The sequence below is a fragment of the Streptomyces sp. NRRL S-337 genome, assembly GCF_000720175.1.
Lineage (GTDB): Bacteria > Actinomycetota > Actinomycetes > Streptomycetales > Streptomycetaceae > Streptomyces > Streptomyces siderophoricus.
Map to the genome: position 1 here is coordinate 31,095 of NZ_JOIX01000021.1, position 15,871 is coordinate 46,965.

The following is a 15,871-nucleotide window of genomic DNA, read 5'->3' on the forward strand; positions in this document are numbered from 1 at the left end:
GATCCCGTCCGGTACGCGACGGGAGGTGCCATCGGCCGGTCAGAAGGGCTTGGTGGGCAAATACTTGCCGTCGAGGGTGATGACGGCACGCTCGCCGCCCTCGGGGTCGGCGACCTTCTTCACCTCCAGCCTGAAGTTGATCGCGGAGATGATGCCGTCGCCGAACTGCTCGTGGATCAGGGCCTTGAGGGTGGTCCCGTAGACCTGGAGCATCTCGTAGAAGCGGTAGATCGTCGGGTCGGTGGGGATGCCGCCCTCGATCGAGCCGCGGGTCGGGACGGTCTGCAGCAGCCGTACCGCGTCCTCGTCCAGCCCCAGCAGGTCGGCGACGGCCCGCGCGGACTCCGCGGGCAGCGCGTGCTGGCCGAGGACGGCGGCGGTCACGAAGGCGACCGACAGGCCGGCGGCGTCCGCGAGCTGCTGCCAGGACAGATCACGACGGGTCTTGGCCTCGGCGGCGGCGATTGCGAGCTGCTGACGGGCGGTGGGATCGAACTGGGCGTGCACCATGAGAGGGCTTTTCCTTTCGGGAGGGGGCCGTTCACCGGGGGAGTGTTCGGCGGGTGAGGGGACGGCGGGGGAGAGGGCCGCCGAGGGGTGTGGTCGTTCAGGCGGGGTGTGGCTCCGGCCGGGCCCCGGGGGGTGTGCCGTCGCCGAGGTCGTCGACCGCCCCGGTGGCGATGTCGAAGACCCAGCCGTGCAGCCGGACCGCGTCAGCGGCCAGGGCGCGGGCCACGGAGGGATGGGTGGCGAGGTTCGTCAGCTGCGCCGCGACGTTCGCCCGTACCAGCGCGGCCACCCGGTCCTGGCCGGCGGCGCGGTCGGCGGCCGCGGTGCGGGCCTGCGCGGCATCCGCATGCCGTAGCCAGCCGGCGACCGCCGGTGCGCCCCTCAGGTCGTGGCCTTCGACGAGGGCGGTCATCGCCCCGCAGCCGGAGTGCCCGCAGACGACGATGTCCGCCACGCCCAGCACGGCGACCGCGTACTCGATGCTCGCCGCGATCCCGTCGGTGCCCGGCGCGTAGGCCGGGACCAGGTTGCCGGCCGTGCGGATGACGAACAGCTCGCCGGGGTCCGTCTGGGTGACCAGCTCAGGCACGACGCGGGCATCGGAGCAGCCGATGAACAGCGTGCCCGGCTGATGGCTGGTGGCCAGCCGGGCGAAGAGACCGGCCTTGGCGGGGAGCACCTCCCGCTGGAAGCGCGCGATGCCCTCGGTGAGATGACGCGGGTGGTCACCGAGGTGGTCCGCGTGGTGCGTACGGCCTGACCGCCCTGGCTGACCGGGCGGGTGCGCGGCGTCGGAAGGTCGCACTCGCTGTCTCCCTTCTCTCTGGATCGTCTGCCGGGTCACGGACCGTCCTTCTGGTGACCGTCGGTCGCCGGACGACCTTCACCCGGGACCGTCGGTCCGGCTCCATGACATTCCGCCGGAATCCGTCGCTCCGGCCCGACGACATTCACCCTCCCCGACCAGCATCTATAGCGTCCAATACCTACTACCGATGACTTCTATCGTTGCCATCTATACTTGCCTCCATGAAGCCGGAGCTGCGTCATCTGCGGTACCTGCTCGCCGTGGCCGAGCACGCCAACTTCACCCGCGCCGCCGAAGAGCTGCACATCTCCCAGCCCACGCTCTCCCAGCAGATCAAGCAGCTGGAGAAGGCCCTCGGCGTCCAGCTGCTGGACCGCACCGGCCGCACGGTGCGGCTGACCGATGCCGGCGAGACCTACGTCCACCACGCCCGGCGCGCACTCCAGGACCTGGCGGCGGGCGAACGGGCCGTCCTGGACGTACAGGACCTCTCCCGCGGTCACCTACGGCTCGCGGTGACGCCCACCTTCACCGCCTATCTCACCGGCCCACTGGTGGCCGACTTCTACGCCCGGCACCCCGGCATCAGCCTGGAGGTACGGGAGATGACCCAGGACCGCATCGAGGCCGAACTCCTCGGCGACCGCCTCGACCTCGGCATCGCCTTCGCCGGTTCCCATCTGCCCGGCATCCGGGCCACCGCGCTGTTCACCGAGACCCTCAGCCTCGTCGTCGGGCCCCGGCACCCGGACCTCGGCACCCCCGGCCCCCAACCGGTCAGCACCCTCGACGAACGCCAACTCGCCCTGCTCAGCGGCGACTTCGCCACCCGACGGCACATCGACGCCTACCTCACCCGGCACGGAGCGCGCCCCCGGATCGCGGTGGAGGCGAACTCCCTCCTCGCCCTCACTGAAATCGTCCGGCGCAGCCCGCTCGCCACCGTCCTGCCCGATGCCCTCACCCGCGACCACCCGCACCTGGCGCCGCTCGCGCTCGCCCCGGCGCTGCCCGCCCGTACCGTCACCCTGCTCCGCCGCGAGACGACGTACCAGAGCGCGGCCGCCCGCGCCTTCACCCGCCTGACCACCCGGTGGGCACGCGCCCAGGGCTTCCCCGAGGCCTGAGGAAGGGAAGACACCCGCCGGGCTTGAAACTGCCGCAGCGGCAGCTTCTACCGTTCTGACCAGGGCCGGAACGACCGGCCCGGTGAACACTCGTGAGGGAGGCGACGATGGCCTGGCCGACCGCGGAGGTGGCACGGATGTCGGGCGTGACGGCCCGGACGCTGCGGCACTACGACAAGATCGGTCTGCTGCCGCCGGCCCGGATCGGCGCCAACGGCCACCGCTACTACGAGGAGCGTCAACTGCTGCGGCTGCAGCAGATCCTCGTACTGCGGGCGCTGGGCCTGGGGCTGACCGCGATCGGCCGGATCCTGGCCGAGCAGGTCGACGAGATCCAGGCGCTGCGCGGCCATCACCGCCGGCTGCTCGCCGAGCGCGACCGGCTCGACGCCCTGGCCGGCACCGTCGCCCGCACGCTCACCGAACTGGAGCAGTCCAGAAAGGACGGCAGCCCGATGACCGGCATCAACCGGCCGGAGAACCTCTTCGAGGGCGTCCGGCCCGACCAGTACGGAGCGAACCTGCGGGAGTTCCCGGAGCTGGCCGCGGAGGTCGAGCGGCACGCGTCGACGATGACCGAGGCCGAGGTCGAGGCCGGGCACCGGGCGCGTACGGCCCAGATGATCCGGCTGGCCGAGCTGATGGCCGCCGGTGAGCCCGTCGACTCCGACGCGGTCCAGGCGCACATCGACGCCCAGTACCGGACCCTGGCCGGGATCCGGGAGGTCTCGCCCGAGGAGCACCGGGCCATCGGACGTGCCTGTGTGGAGAACGGGCAGTGGCGCGCCGCATACGAGGCGATCGCGCCGGGCCTGGCCGCGTACCAGCGCGACGCCATCGAGGTGTACGCCACCACCCGGCAGAACTGAGCCGGAGAGGCGGTCGTCATGGGGGCGCGCACCCACGGCGGCTTTGACCGGCCCGTCGCGATTACCACAAGTCACCTTTTTCTGCCCCCGATTTCGCCCCAGATCGAAGAGATGGTGCGACCGCGGCATCTGGTGAAAAATCCTGTTGCGACCGTCGTACGGCACCTCGCGCCACATACCGCCGGGTTGCCGTACAGCGGTCACACAGACCAGACCACCAGGGGGAAAACCATGCGAAAGATCACCAAGGCCGCCGCGCTGGCGTTCGCCGTCGGTGCGCTGACCACGGTCGGTGCGACCGGCGCCAACGCCGCCCAGGCCGCAGGCAGCCTGCACGGCTGCCCGTCCGGGGCCGTCTGCGTCTACCCGCAGAACGCCGGGTGGAACGGCGACCGCCCGTCCCTCGCCTTCTACAGCTACGGGCCCCACAACCTCAGCAACCAGGTGGGGCAGCACTACGTCCTGAACAACCAGACCGGCGGCGCGACGGCCCGCACCTGCACCGGCTACAACGGCACGGGCGACTGCCAGGGCTACCTCTGGGCCGGCTACTACATCGACAAGGACCTGACGCCGATCAACTCGATCCTCCTCGTCCGGCCGTGAAGCGGTAACTGCCTGTCCTCGCCCGTGAGTTGTGTGGGCTGGACCTCCGACGAAGAGGTCCGGCCCGAGCGTCCGCACGGCATGGCGTCGCAGGCGCCCCGGTGCCCTCTTGCGGCGGATCGCCGGAATGTAGTCCGCTGCCCCTCATGGGAAAACTACCCCTCATGAAAAGCCGGAGCGTGGTCACGCTGCTCGCCGCCCTGGGTGCCGGAGCCCTCGTCATCCCAGGGGCACCGCAGCCACGCGCCGAAGCCGCCACTGCTGCGTACCGCACCAACTCTCCCCATCAGCAGGGAGGTTCGTCCGTCACAACAGGGCTCGATCACCTCGACACCGTGACCATCCCGGAGATACAGGCGCGCATGGCGGACGGTTCGCTGACCTCGTCCGCGCTCACCCGGGCCTATCTGCGACGGATCGCGATCATCGACCCCGTGATCCACGCGGTGCTGCGTACCGACCCGACGGCCCTGCGCCAGGCGGCCGCCAGTGACGCCAGGCACCGGCACGGCAATGCCCGCGGCCCGCTCGACGGCATTCCCGTCCTGCTCAAGGACAACGTGGACACCCACGACATGCCGACGACGGCCGGTTCGCTCGCACTCGCCGGGACCCCACCGGACCGCGACGCCGCCCTGGTGACCCGGCTGCGGGACGCGGGGGCGGTGATCCTCGGCAAGACCAACCTCTCCGAGTGGGCGAACTTCCGCGCGGAGAAGCCGACATCAGGGTGGTCGGCGGTGGGCGGGCAGACCCACAACCCGTATGTCCTGGACCGGAACCCCTGCGGGTCGTCCGCCGGTTCGGCCGCCGCGCTCGCCGCGTCGCTGTCGCAGGTGGCGATCGGCACCGAAACCGACGGCTCGATCGTCTGCCCCGCCGGGATGAACGGGGTGGTCGGCCACAAACCCACCCTCGGACTGGTCAGCCGGTCCGGCGTGGTGCCGATCTCCGCCGAACAGGACACCGCCGGTCCCATGGCGCGCAATGTGACCGATGTCGCGCTCACCCTCGCGGTGCTCAGCGGCGACGCCGGCGTCCGCCACGGTACGCCCGGCGGCCTCAGCGGCTCCAGCAGCTCCGGCGGTCTGCGCGGCAAGCGGATCGGTCTGTGGCGGTTGCCCTCGCTCGGGTCGAAGGTGGACGCCCTGATGACCCGTACGGCACACAGACTGCGCTCCGCGGGCGCCGAGGTCGTCGAAGTGACGCCCCCGTACCAGGACCGGCTCGCCGAGCTCGAATTCCCGGCGCTGTTCAGCGAGTTCCACCGGGACATCGACGCCTACCTCGCCACCCGCCACGGGCCGCGGAACCTCGCCCGGCTCATCGAGTTCGACCGCACCCACCCGGCCGAACGGACCTGCTTCGCCGGTCAGGAACTGTTCGAGCGGGCGCTCGCCGCGCCGCGCACCACCGACCCCGGCTACCGGGCGAAGCGCGCCGAGTTGAGGGACCTGTCCCGGCGTTCCCTCGACGAGACGATCGCCGCCCACCATCTGGACGCCATCGCCGCGCCGACGAACCCGCCCGCCTGGACGACCGATTGCGCGCGGGGCGACAACGACGTGATCCCGTCCTCCACGCCCGCGGCCGTGGCCGGCTACCCGTCCCTGTCGGTGCCCGCCGGTTTCGTCGACGAGCTGCCGGTCGGCCTGCTCCTGATGGCCGGTGGCCACCGGGACGCCGCGCTGCTGTCGTTGGGGGCCGCGGTGGAGCACCACCTGCACGCCTGGCGAGCGCCGCGCTACCTGCCGTCGGTCGGCCCGGAGAGCCCCCGAGGGTGAGCGGACCGAGGGCCCCGCTCCGGAGCCGCCAGGGCACGGCGGTTGTGCCACCACGGCACGAGCTGGACCACGCCGAACGCCACCTCGACGACGAAGAACGGCCACAGCACCCGCGGGGCTCCGTGGGCCAGCGCGTACGCCTGCCAGGAAGCGAACAGCGTGCGCGCGGCGGCGTCGAACAGTCCGTGCACCGGCAGCGGCCGGACGACGCGCAGCAGGGCCCAGACGACCACGACCGAACCCGTCAGGTTCGCGAACAGGGTCTGCAGGGGTTCGCGGGCCGGCATGGCGCCCAGCCCGAGCGCACCACCCCAGGACGACAGCGCGCCGTGCACCAGCGCATACGTCCACGGGGTCGCGAACCCCGCCGTGACGACGAGGTCGTACCAGGCACTCGCGCGCACCACGCGCAGATAGGACGGGCGGGACGGGGCGGCAAGGCGTATCACGGCGCGGCTCCTGGTGTTCTCCCGGCCCGGTCTCATGACCGGGCACCATGCCGCGGTCTCACGACGGCGACGCCGCACGCTAAAGGGTGGAGTAGGGTCCAAGGTCAAGCCCACGACCTGACGGGGAGTCATGCTCATCGGAGAACTCGCCGCGCAAGCGGGCATGACCAAGGACACCATCCGCTTCTACGAGAAGCTCGGGCTCGTCACCGGCCGTCGGCTGCCCAACGGCTATCGCGACTTCCCGCCCGAGACCGTGGCCTGGCTGCTCTACGTCCGCACCGCGCAGACGCTCGGCTTCTCCCTCGCGGAGATCGCCCGGCTCGGCGAGGAACTGCGCGACGCACCGGACTCCGCGGCGGCACTGTCCGAGCTGTTCGCGGAGAAGATCGCCCTCATCGATGCCCGGATGGCCGAACTCGCCGCGCTGCGCGCCGATCTCGACGCCCGCGTCGGCACCGGCTGCCCCCTCCGGGCGGACCGCCCGGCGGACTGAAAGCCTGCCGCGGAATTCCGAACGACCACAACTCCGCCCGGCTGACGGCCGGTTGGCCGGAGGCCCGACCCGGACGGCGAGCGGGAGACCGTGCAGCGGCACCGGGCGGACGCCCGGGCCCTGCTCGACCGCGTCGGGTAGGCCGCCGGGCCGACTACTTCGCCTTCTGCACCTGCGCCACGATCTTCTTGGTCAGGTCGAGTCCGGCGGCGCCCTTGTCGTTCGACTGGACGTTGTAGAAGGTGGTGACCACGGCGTTGCCGACCCGGGACGCCACCAGTGTGGTGCCGCCCTCCCACTCGGGGGCGGTAAGGACGGCCTTGAGGGTCTGGTCGCCCATCTTCGGAACGGTGGCGGTCTTGATCGTCACCGCGGCGGTGGTGCCGTTGGACTTGTCCGTGAAATGCGCACAGTGCCGCAGCACCTGGCCCAGGCGCAGCATGACCGTTTGCGCGTCCTTGCCCCGGAAACTGTCGACCTCCTGATTGAACTCCTCCTGGGAGGCGTTCTCGAAGTCGCCCTGGGCGAAAGCGGCGCTCTCCAGGCCGGCGGTCTGGATCCAGGCGCTGGCCTCCAGCTTCGGGCAGGCGCCGGCCAGGTCGAGCGGCGCCTTCGCCTTCGACGAGGCGGGCGCGAAGGCGGTCCCCGAGTCGCGGGTGGCGTGCGGGTCGGCCTTGTAGCCCTTGGGCAGCTCGCCGACCGGAAGCAGCGCGGCCTTCAGCCGGGTGCCGTTGAGCAGGCCGGCGTCCGGGCCGCCGGCGGAGTCCGAGGACCCCTTGTGGCCTGCGGACGCGTCGGACGACGGGCGGTCGGAGCCGCCGGACGAACAGGCGGCGAGGGCGAGCGGCAGCACGGCGGTCGCGGCGACCGCCGTCAAGGCACGACGAAGCTTCATGAAGCCTTCTTCTGGATCAAGAAAGGGAGTGAGGAAAGCACGACGAGCCGTCGCGGTATGGGGGTGCGCGGTGCGGCAGGCGCTGATCGTAAGGCTGAGCAGCGAGGACGCCCAGCGGTCCGACGCTGCCCGGTCATCGGCGACCGGACAACCGGAGGGGAAAATTCCGCGAAACCGGGCAGTTGCCCTTGCATTCCGAGAATTTCCTATGGTGATTGTCACGCCGGAGCGGCTCTCGTCCGCGTCGGCAGGGGCGACGGTGCGCGGCGCGCCACGCACTCCGTGTTACATGTATCCATATGTGGCTGAAAAACGGTCAAATCTGGCTCCGCCGCGTGCGCACCGCGCTCGCCCGACGAGCCAAGGACCCACGCCACGGAACGGGGGGCCGGTCCAGCGTCGCCGCCCAGGTCTTCGTCCTGATGTCGGCCATCGTGATCGTGCTGATCGCGGCCGCGGGCGTGGTGCAGGTGCTGCAGGCCCGGCGTGAGAGCGAGCAGACCGCCGGTGCCCGGTCCCTCGGGGTGGCGGTGGCCTTCGCCCATGCGCCCGGTACGGCAGCGGCGCTGCGCTCTCCCCACCCCACCGCCCTGTTGCAGCCCCGTGCCCAGGCGACCCGGCACGACTCCGGGGTCGACTTCGTCGCCGTACTCAGCCCCACCGGCATCCGCTACACCGACCCCCTGCCGAAGCTGATCGGCCGCCCGGCCTCGGGTGACTGGGCACGGGCGCTGCACGGGGAGTCGTTCACGGAGAAGTTCACCGGCGCACCCCGCGACGCGATCCGCGCGGTGGTCCCGGTGACCGACGCGCGCGGTGTCGTGGTGGGGGTGGTCACCGCGGGCGTGCAGATCACCACCGTGTCCGAGGCGGTGAACCGGGAGCTGCCGCTGCTCGGGGGCGCGCTGGCCGCTGCGCTCGCGCTGGCCGTCGGCGGCGCGGCACTGGTGAGCCGGCGGCTGCGCCGGCAGACCCACGGCCTGGGGCCCGCCGAGGTGACGCGGATGTACGAGCACCACGACGCGGTGCTGCACGCCGTCCGGGAAGGGGTGCTCATCGTCGGCGCCGACCGCCGGCTGCTGCTGGCCAACGACGAGGCCCGGCGGCTGCTGGAACTGCCCCGGGGTTCCGAACAGGTCGACGTCCGCGAACTGGGCCTGGAGGCCGGGTTCGCCGACCTGCTGGCCTCCTGCCGGGAGGCGACGGACGAGGTCCACCGGGTGCACGACCGGCTGCTCGCCGCCAGCTGCCGCCCGACCGGCCCCCACGGCGGCAGCGTGATCACCCTGCGGGACACCACGGAGCTGCGGGCCGTCACCGGACGCGCCGAGGTCGCCCGGGAACGCCTCCAACTGCTCTACGACGCCGGCCTGCTCATCGGAACCACACTGGACGTGACGCACACCGCCGAGGAGCTGACGCAGGTCGCCACTCCGCGCTTCGCCGACGCCGTGACGGTCGACGTACCGGAGTGGGTGCTGCGCGGCGAGGAACCCGGTGCGAAGACGCCGGGGGAGATGCGGCGCGCGGCAGTCGCCGGGACGCCCGAGGCCGGCGCGGTGCCGGCGGAGACCGTGGCCTTCGTCAGGTCCGAAACCGATCCCCATGTGCTGCTGGTGCCCGATCTGGAGGTCGCGAGCGGCTGGCGGTCACGCGCACCGGAGGTGGCCCGAACCCTCCTCCGCAGCGGATTCCGTTCCCTGATCACCGCTTCCCTGCGCACCGGGGACGCGGAACTCGGTGTGGTCCACTTCTGGCGCACCGGCGAGCGCGCCCCGTTCGAGGGCGATGACCGCTCGGCGGCGATGGAGCTGGTGGCGCGGGCCGCCCTCTGCATCGACAACGCCCGCCGCTACACGCGCGAGCACGCCACGGCCGTGGCCCTCCAGCGCAGCCTGCTCCCGCGCGATCTGCCGAGCCCGGACGCGGTCCAGGTCGCCCACCGCTACCTGCCGGCCCGGGCCGGCGTCGGCGGTGACTGGTTCGACGTCATCCCGCTGGCCGGGGAGCGGGTCGCCCTCGTGGTCGGCGACGTGGTGGGGCACGGGCTGCACGCCGCCGCCACCATGGGGCGGCTGCGTACCGCGATCCACAACTTCGCCGGCCTCGACATGCCGCCCGACGAACTGCTCAGCCACCTCGACGAACTCGTCGACCGGATCGACCGCGACGAAACCGCCGACACCGAGGCGACCACCGTCACCGGAGCCACGGTCCTGTACGCGATCTACGACTCGGTCTCCGGGCAGTGCACCATGGCCCGGGCCGGGCACCCACCCCCGGCGCTGATCTTCCCCGACGGCACGGTCACGCTCCCGGACGTCCCCGCGGGCCCGCCCCTCGGCCTGACCCAACTCCCCTTCGAGAGCAGCGAACACCACCTGCCCGAAGGCACCCGGATCGTCCTCTACACCGACGGTCTGATCCGCAGCCGTGACCGCTCCCTCGACACCGGCCTGACCCTGCTGCGCCGCGCCCTGACCGGCGCCGGGGACCGGACCGTCGACCAGATCTGTGAGGACGCCTGCCGCACCCTGCTTCCCGCCGAGCAGGAGGACGACATCGTGCTGCTCGTCGCCCGCACCCGACGCCTGCCGGCCGCCCAGGTCGTCCACTGGGACGTGCCCCACGAGCCGTCCGCCGTCGCGCCCGTCCGCACCGCCGTCAGCGAGAAACTCGCCGAATGGGGCCTCGCGGAGACCGCCTTCACCACCGAACTCATCCTCAGCGAACTCGTCACCAACGCCATCCGCTACGGCACCCCGCCGGTCGCCGTCCGCCTCCTCCGTGACCGCACGCTGACCTGCGAGGTCTTTGACGGCAGCAGTACCGCCCCGCATCTGCGCTACGCCGCCACCACGGACGAAGGCGGCCGCGGCCTGTACCTGGTCGCCCACCTCGCCGACCGCTGGGGCACCCGCTACACCCCCGAAGGAAAGATCATCTGGACCGAGCAGCACCTCAGGTGAGCAGCCGGACGGCGGGGCCGGGGGACGGGCTCCCGAGGGGACGTCAGGGTGAGCCGGGTCTCACCCTGACATCCCCTCTTGTTTATGCAACGAGTTGCATAGAAGGATCGGGGCATGGCGCTCGAACACGCGATCCTCGTCTCGCTGCTGGAGCGGCCGGGCTCCGGCTATGAGCTGTCCCGGCGCTTCGAGCGGTCCATCGGATACTTCTGGACCGCCACCCACCAGCAGATCTACCGCGTGCTCAAGCGCATGGAGAGCGACGGCTGGATCGACGTCCGCGAGGTGCCGCAGCAGGCCCGGCCGGACAAGAAGGAGTACTCCGTCGCCGCCCGCGGCCGGGCCGCCCTCTCCGAGTGGCTCCATGAGCCGATCGAACCCGAGAGCGTCCGGCACGACCTCGCGGTGAAGATCCGCGGCGCCGCCTTCGACGATCCGTCCGCGCTGATCCGCGAGGTCGAACGGCACCACCGGGCACACACCGACCGGCTCGCGCACTACCTCGCGGGCGAGCGCCGGGACTTCACCGGCCCCGACGCCCCCGCGACCCCCGACGCCGGACAGCAGCTCCAGCACGTGGTGCTGCGCGGCGGCATCGCCTACGAGCGGATGACGCTCGACTGGCTCGACGACGTCCTCGCCACCCTCCGCCGGCTCGGCGCGACACCACCGTCCGCCGACTCGGCCCCGTAAGCACACCCCTCAACCACCGACCCCCGGAAGGCAAACCCTCCATGGCCGACCAGCTGCTGTTCAACCCGCGCACCTACGACCCGGCGCACTTCGACCCCGAGACCCGCAGGCTGCTGCGCGCCACCGTCGACTGGTTCGAGACCCGCGGCAAGCGCAAGCTGATCGAGGACTACCGCTCCCGCGCCTGGCTGGCGGACTTCCTCGCGTTCTCCGCCGAGGAAGGGCTGTTCGCGACCTTCCTCACCCCGGCCGCGGCCGCCGGCGACGAACCGGGGGACAAGCGCTGGGACACCGCCCGGATCGCCGCGCTCAACGAGATCTTCGGCTTCTACGGGCTCGACTACTGGTACGCCTGGCAGGTAACCATCCTCGGCCTCGGCCCGGTCTGGCAGAGTGACAACGCCACCGCCCGCGCCCGCGCGGCCGAACTCCTCGACCAGGGCGAGGTGTTCGCCTTCGGCCTGTCCGAGAAGGCGCACGGCGCCGACATCTACTCCACCGACATGCTGCTGGAGCCCGACGGCGCCGGCGGCTTCCGCGCCACCGGCTCCAAGTACTACATAGGCAACGGCAACGCCGCCGGCCTGGTCTCCGTCTTCGGCCGCCGCACCGACATCGAGGGCCCGGACGGCTATGTCTTCTTCGCCGCCGACAGCCGCCACGAGGCGTACCACCTGGTGAAGAACGTCGTGGACTCCTCCAAGTACGTCAGTGAGTTCCGCCTGGAGGACTACCCGGTCGCGCCGGAGGACGTCCTGCACACCGGCCGCGCCGCCTTCGACGCCGCCCTCAACACCGTCAACGTCGGCAAGTTCAACCTCTGCACCGCCTCCATCGGCATCTGCGAGCACGCGATGTACGAGGCCGTCACCCACGCCCACCAGCGCATCCTCTACGGCCGCCCGGTCACCGCCTTCCCGCACGTACGCCGGGAGCTGACCGACGCCTACGTCCGGCTCGTCGGCATGAAGCTGTTCAGCGACCGCGCCGTCGACTACTTCCGTTCCGCTGGCCCCGACGACCGCCGCTACCTGCTCTTCAACCCGATGACCAAGATGAAGGTGACCACCGAGGGCGAGAAGGTCATCGACCTCATGTGGGACGTGATCGCCGCCAAGGGCTTCGAGAAGGACACCTACTTCGCCCAGGCCGCCACCGAGATCCGCGGTCTGCCGAAGCTGGAGGGCACCGTCCACGTCAACCTGGCGCTGATCCTCAAGTTCATGGGCAACCACCTGCTCGCCCCGGCCGAGTACGAGCCCGTGCCCACCCGCCTCGACGCGGCCGACGACGACTTCCTCTTCCACCAGGGACCGGCTCGCGGCCTGGGCGCCATCCGCTTCCACGACTGGCGCACCGCCTACGACGCCCACGCCCACCTGCCCAACGTCGCCCGCTTCCGCGAACAGGCCGACGCCCTCTGCGAGTTCGTCACCACCGCCGCCCCCGACGAGAAGCAGAGCCGCGACCTGGACCTCCTCCTCGCCGTCGGCCAGCTCTTCGCCCTGGTCGTGCACGGCCAGCTGATCCTGGAGCAGGCACAGCTCACCACCCTCGACGAGGACGTGCTGGACGAACTCTTCGCCGTCCTGGTCAGGGACTTCTCCGCACACGCCGTCGAGCTGCACAGCAAGGACTCCGCCACCGAGGCCCAGCAGACCTGGGCCCTGGGCGCGGTCCGCCGCCCGGCAGTCGACGACGGCCGCTCGGCACGCGTCTGGGAGCGGGTGGAGGCGCTGGCAGGGGCTTACGAGATGGCGCCCTAACACCAACTGGCTTGCATACCAGGCCAGTTGACTAGCCGGGCATGGGGCCGGCCGACGTTCGAGAACGCCGGCCGGGCCGCCGTGCCGGTCGCGGACTACGGACGGGTCGTCCGCCGAGCTGACGTCTACCCCCGGGGACCCCGGCGCGCTGAGCCGGTGCGCAGGGTTGCCGGTCCACCGGCGCGGTGACACTTCCCCCGCTCGTAGAGGTCCACTTGGCGGCCCCGTGCGACGCTGGCCGAGCAGCGCACGAAGCGTTCTCGCAGCACTCGCTGCTTGGTGAGGTCGCGAACGGTGTCGGCCTGGCGCGGCCCAGGGTCGGTGACGAGCACGATGCGCCGCGCGCCCAGCATGGCGCGCTCTATGTCGCGTGGTTCAGCCTCTATGCCCTTGAGCGTGCCCGATGCCACCGGCCCCTGGGCCAGGGCGAGATCGCGCAGGCCGGCGAACTCCTGGGGCGACACGAGAGCGGTGTCGCGGCGTGCGGCGGGGATGTAGAGGACGCCGTCGGCGGTGTCGCGAACGTCGCCGACCCTGGCTGCCGCGCTGAGTACGTCGTCGATGCGGCTCTCCTCGGTACGCAGGCGGAGCTCGAACGGGAGCAGCGTCAGGAGGGCCAGGGTGACGGCGACGGGGAGCAGCACCCGGGCGTCCGTTCTGAAACGTGCGGCGATCGTGGCGAGCACAACACCGAGCAGGACACCGATAAGAAGCGCGAGCCCTACGTACGCGAACAGCACATAGCGCGTCACATAGAGGGGTTTGACCAGGGAGATCAGCACCAGTCCGACCTGTGGCACCGCGCAGAGCGGGAGTGCGACGACCGCGAGGTTCAGGCGCGTCGGTGGCGCTTCCGCGCGCGGGCGCGCCACTTCGCGGGCCTGCGGCAGACGCGTGCAGAGGGCCGCGACCGTCACGGTGATCAGCACCCCCAGTACGGTCGACCAGCCGAGCGGCTTGATCCAGGAGACCTGCGAGGACTGGGTCCGGCTGGTCAGGATCACCGGCAGGGCCGCGGCAACGGCCCCGGAGGCGGCAAGCGTCCACCGCACAAGGCGGGTTCGGCCGGGCCGGACGCACACCATGGTGACGCCGTGCGCGACGAGCGCGAACAGCGAGAACCAGTTGAGCCATGCGGCGATCAGCGTGGCGACCACATACCCGGCCCACCGCCGACCGTCCGGTCGCTCAAGTGCGCTCACCAGCAGCCATGTGGCGAGTACGACGAAGGCGAGCACGAGGGCGTACGGCCGTCCCTCCTGGGCGTGCTCCTGAACCGCCGGAACGACCGCCAGCGCCAGCCCTGCGGCCGTCCCCGCCGTGCCGGTGGAGAGCCGGGCGCCGACCAGCGCGGTCAGTCCGCATGCGGTGGCGGTGGCGAGTACCGAGGGCAGTCGCAGGGTGACCAGGCTGTCGCCGAAGACGGCGAAGACTCCGTGCATCACCGCGTAGTACAGGCCATGGACGACGTCGACCTGGCCGACCATGCGTCCTATCTCGGTCAGCGACCGATGTGCTGCTTGCCAGGTCGCTGCCTCATCCCGCCACATGCTGTGCTCGCGCGTGATGCCCCACAGCCCGAGAACGAGCGCAAGGACGGCCGGACCGGTGCCGATGGATATGCGGCCGTGCCGCACGGTGCCCCCCAAGAAAACCGAATGCGGAAGATACCGGAACGCCTGCTGAAGCGTGCGTTCCGCCAAAGCCGAAGGAGGGAGCCGTCATTGGGCTCGATGATCTCCCCGTCGTCCGGAATCTACGCGCCGCGGGCACATTTCCTCGCCGTCACGTCACCTCCAGGAACAGGTTCCGAGGAAGATCACATGGAGATTTGCTGACTTCGCGGTAAATGTCCTGTCCATCGGCTTCTGCGCCGGCCCGGGCCGCAGTTGGTGGCGGGGCGTTCTCGTGTGCCCGGGGGCCGAGGGTCCGGTATCGACGGTACGAGGTAATAAAATCGAAAAACTCGGGCAGGTCCGAGTGCCTCATTGCCCGAAGGGATCCGCATGACCACGCCCGCCTCTCCTGACGACTCCTCGCCCTCGGGGAGACCGTCGCTGGACCACGACCCGTGGGCTCCGCCTTCCTCCACAGCGGCCGAGGCCGAAATACCCCGCATGCCGTACCCGGTGCCGACGGCGCAGCCGCGTAACGGCATGGGCATCACGGCTCTGGTGCTCGGCCTCGTCGGCATCGGCCTCGGCGTGTTCATCCTCTTTTTCTGGATTTCCTGGTTGCCGGCACTGCTGGCAGTGATCTTCGGTTCCATCGGCCTGAGCCACGCCCGCAAGGGCCTGGCCACGAACAAGGCCATGGCCGTCAGCGGTCTCGTCATGGGCATCGTCGGTCTGCTGATCGCCGCGGGCACCGGGGTCTTCATGGTCGTGACGGTCAAACACGCCGTCGACCACGCCCGCGCGAAGGTCAAGGAGGTCAAGAAGGAGGCCGAGCAGGAGAGGGAAGACGCGGCAGCCGAGGAGAAGGCCCGGCATCTGTCCTTCGGGAAGTCCTACACCTTCGGTGACGGCCTGAAAGTCACCGTGGCCAAGCCGACGCCGTTCACCCCGGACGCCTTCGCCAACGGTCACGCCAAGGGCAACAAGGCCGTTCAGGTCACGATCACGGTGGTCAACACCGGAAAGGAACGGGTCTCGATCGAGACCGGGCTGCCCGACGTCAATGACGCCGACGGAGCCTCGGCGCAGCTGGTGATCGACGGGAGCGGCCGGCAGAAGGTCCTCACCGGATACCTCCTGCCCGGCCGGAAGGCCGTCGGCAAGTACGCCTTCTCGCTGCCGCCCTCCGCCGCTGACCGGGCCGAGGTCGAGTTCAGCCCCGACGTGATGCGGTGGGACGACGCCTACTGGAGCGGCTCGACCAGCTGACCCGAATCTGGCAC

The 15,871-nt window shown here is 70.9% G+C and carries 14 protein-coding genes; 9 read left to right on the plus strand and 5 right to left on the minus strand.

Going from position 1 to position 15,871, the window contains the following annotated elements; translation table 11 throughout:
• Positions 1-39: 39 nt before the first annotated feature.
• Positions 40-510: a cyanase gene (gene cynS, locus IG62_RS0117685; RefSeq protein WP_030803316.1), complete on the minus strand. Its 471-nt coding sequence runs from the start codon at positions 508-510 to the stop codon at positions 40-42.
• Positions 511-607: 97 nt separating this feature from the next.
• Positions 608-1,210 (minus strand): carbonic anhydrase, encoded by a 603-nt coding sequence (locus tag IG62_RS0117690; RefSeq protein WP_030803319.1) that lies wholly within the window; start codon positions 1,208-1,210, stop codon positions 608-610.
• Between the two features lie 329 nt (positions 1,211-1,539).
• On the opposite strand from IG62_RS0117690, the gene cynR reads away from it, so the two are divergent.
• The 4 genes from cynR (at position 1,540) to IG62_RS0117710 (ending at position 5,704) form a co-directional block, all read left to right on the plus strand.
• Positions 1,540-2,445 carry a transcriptional regulator CynR gene (gene cynR / locus IG62_RS0117695; protein ID WP_030803322.1) on the plus strand — a complete coding sequence of 302 codons (906 nt, stop codon included), beginning with the start codon at positions 1,540-1,542 and terminating at the stop codon, positions 2,443-2,445.
• Between the two features lie 107 nt (positions 2,446-2,552).
• Entirely contained in the window at positions 2,553-3,314 is a 762-nt protein-coding gene (locus IG62_RS0117700; RefSeq protein ID WP_030803325.1) for a MerR family transcriptional regulator, read from the plus strand.
• Between the two features lie 231 nt (positions 3,315-3,545).
• On the plus strand, positions 3,546-3,920 hold the full coding sequence (locus IG62_RS0117705) for a hypothetical protein (RefSeq protein ID WP_030803328.1): 375 nt from the start codon (positions 3,546-3,548) through the stop codon (positions 3,918-3,920).
• A gap of 164 nt (positions 3,921-4,084) precedes the next feature.
• Positions 4,085-5,704 (plus strand): amidase, encoded by a 1,620-nt coding sequence (locus IG62_RS0117710; RefSeq protein ID WP_030803331.1) that lies wholly within the window; start codon positions 4,085-4,087, stop codon positions 5,702-5,704.
• On the opposite strand, the gene IG62_RS0117715 is transcribed toward IG62_RS0117710, so the two are convergent.
• Complete coding sequence (locus IG62_RS0117715; protein WP_030803334.1) at positions 5,665-6,153, minus strand: hypothetical protein; 489 nt, start codon at positions 6,151-6,153, stop codon at positions 5,665-5,667. The genes IG62_RS0117710 and IG62_RS0117715 overlap by 40 nt on opposite strands.
• Before the next feature lie 130 nt (positions 6,154-6,283).
• Here IG62_RS0117715 and IG62_RS0117720 point away from each other — a divergent pair, with 130 nt between their 5' ends.
• The gene (locus tag IG62_RS0117720) at positions 6,284-6,649 is read left to right on the plus strand and encodes a MerR family transcriptional regulator (protein WP_030803337.1); all 366 of its coding nucleotides are present in this window, start codon (positions 6,284-6,286) and stop codon (positions 6,647-6,649) included.
• 154 nt (positions 6,650-6,803) lie between these two features.
• Here the strand turns inward: IG62_RS0117720 and IG62_RS48740 are convergent, their stop codons facing one another.
• Positions 6,804-7,544, minus strand: a complete 741-nt coding sequence (locus tag IG62_RS48740) for a hypothetical protein (RefSeq protein ID WP_234326584.1) — start codon at positions 7,542-7,544, stop codon at positions 6,804-6,806.
• A 422-nt stretch (positions 7,545-7,966) separates the two neighbouring features.
• Here IG62_RS48740 and IG62_RS0117730 point away from each other — a divergent pair, with 422 nt between their 5' ends.
• From IG62_RS0117730 to IG62_RS0117740, 3 genes are all read left to right on the plus strand, one after another.
• Positions 7,967-10,513 carry a SpoIIE family protein phosphatase gene (locus IG62_RS0117730; protein WP_051798209.1) on the plus strand — a complete coding sequence of 849 codons (2,547 nt, stop codon included), beginning with the start codon at positions 7,967-7,969 and terminating at the stop codon, positions 10,511-10,513.
• A gap of 114 nt (positions 10,514-10,627) precedes the next feature.
• Positions 10,628-11,206 (plus strand): PadR family transcriptional regulator, encoded by a 579-nt coding sequence (locus tag IG62_RS0117735; protein ID WP_030803346.1) that lies wholly within the window; start codon positions 10,628-10,630, stop codon positions 11,204-11,206.
• A 41-nt stretch (positions 11,207-11,247) separates the two neighbouring features.
• Complete coding sequence (locus IG62_RS0117740; protein WP_030803348.1) at positions 11,248-12,972, plus strand: acyl-CoA dehydrogenase family protein; 1,725 nt, start codon at positions 11,248-11,250, stop codon at positions 12,970-12,972.
• 125 nt (positions 12,973-13,097) lie between these two features.
• Here the strand turns inward: IG62_RS0117740 and IG62_RS0117745 are convergent, their stop codons facing one another.
• Positions 13,098-14,609: a glycosyltransferase family 39 protein gene (locus IG62_RS0117745; RefSeq protein WP_234326586.1), complete on the minus strand. Its 1,512-nt coding sequence runs from the start codon at positions 14,607-14,609 to the stop codon at positions 13,098-13,100.
• 480 nt (positions 14,610-15,089) lie between these two features.
• Between IG62_RS0117745 and IG62_RS0117750 the strand changes: the two genes are divergently transcribed.
• Positions 15,090-15,857 (plus strand): DUF4190 domain-containing protein, encoded by a 768-nt coding sequence (locus IG62_RS0117750; protein ID WP_234326588.1) that lies wholly within the window; start codon positions 15,090-15,092, stop codon positions 15,855-15,857.
• Positions 15,858-15,871: the final 14 nt, after the last annotated feature.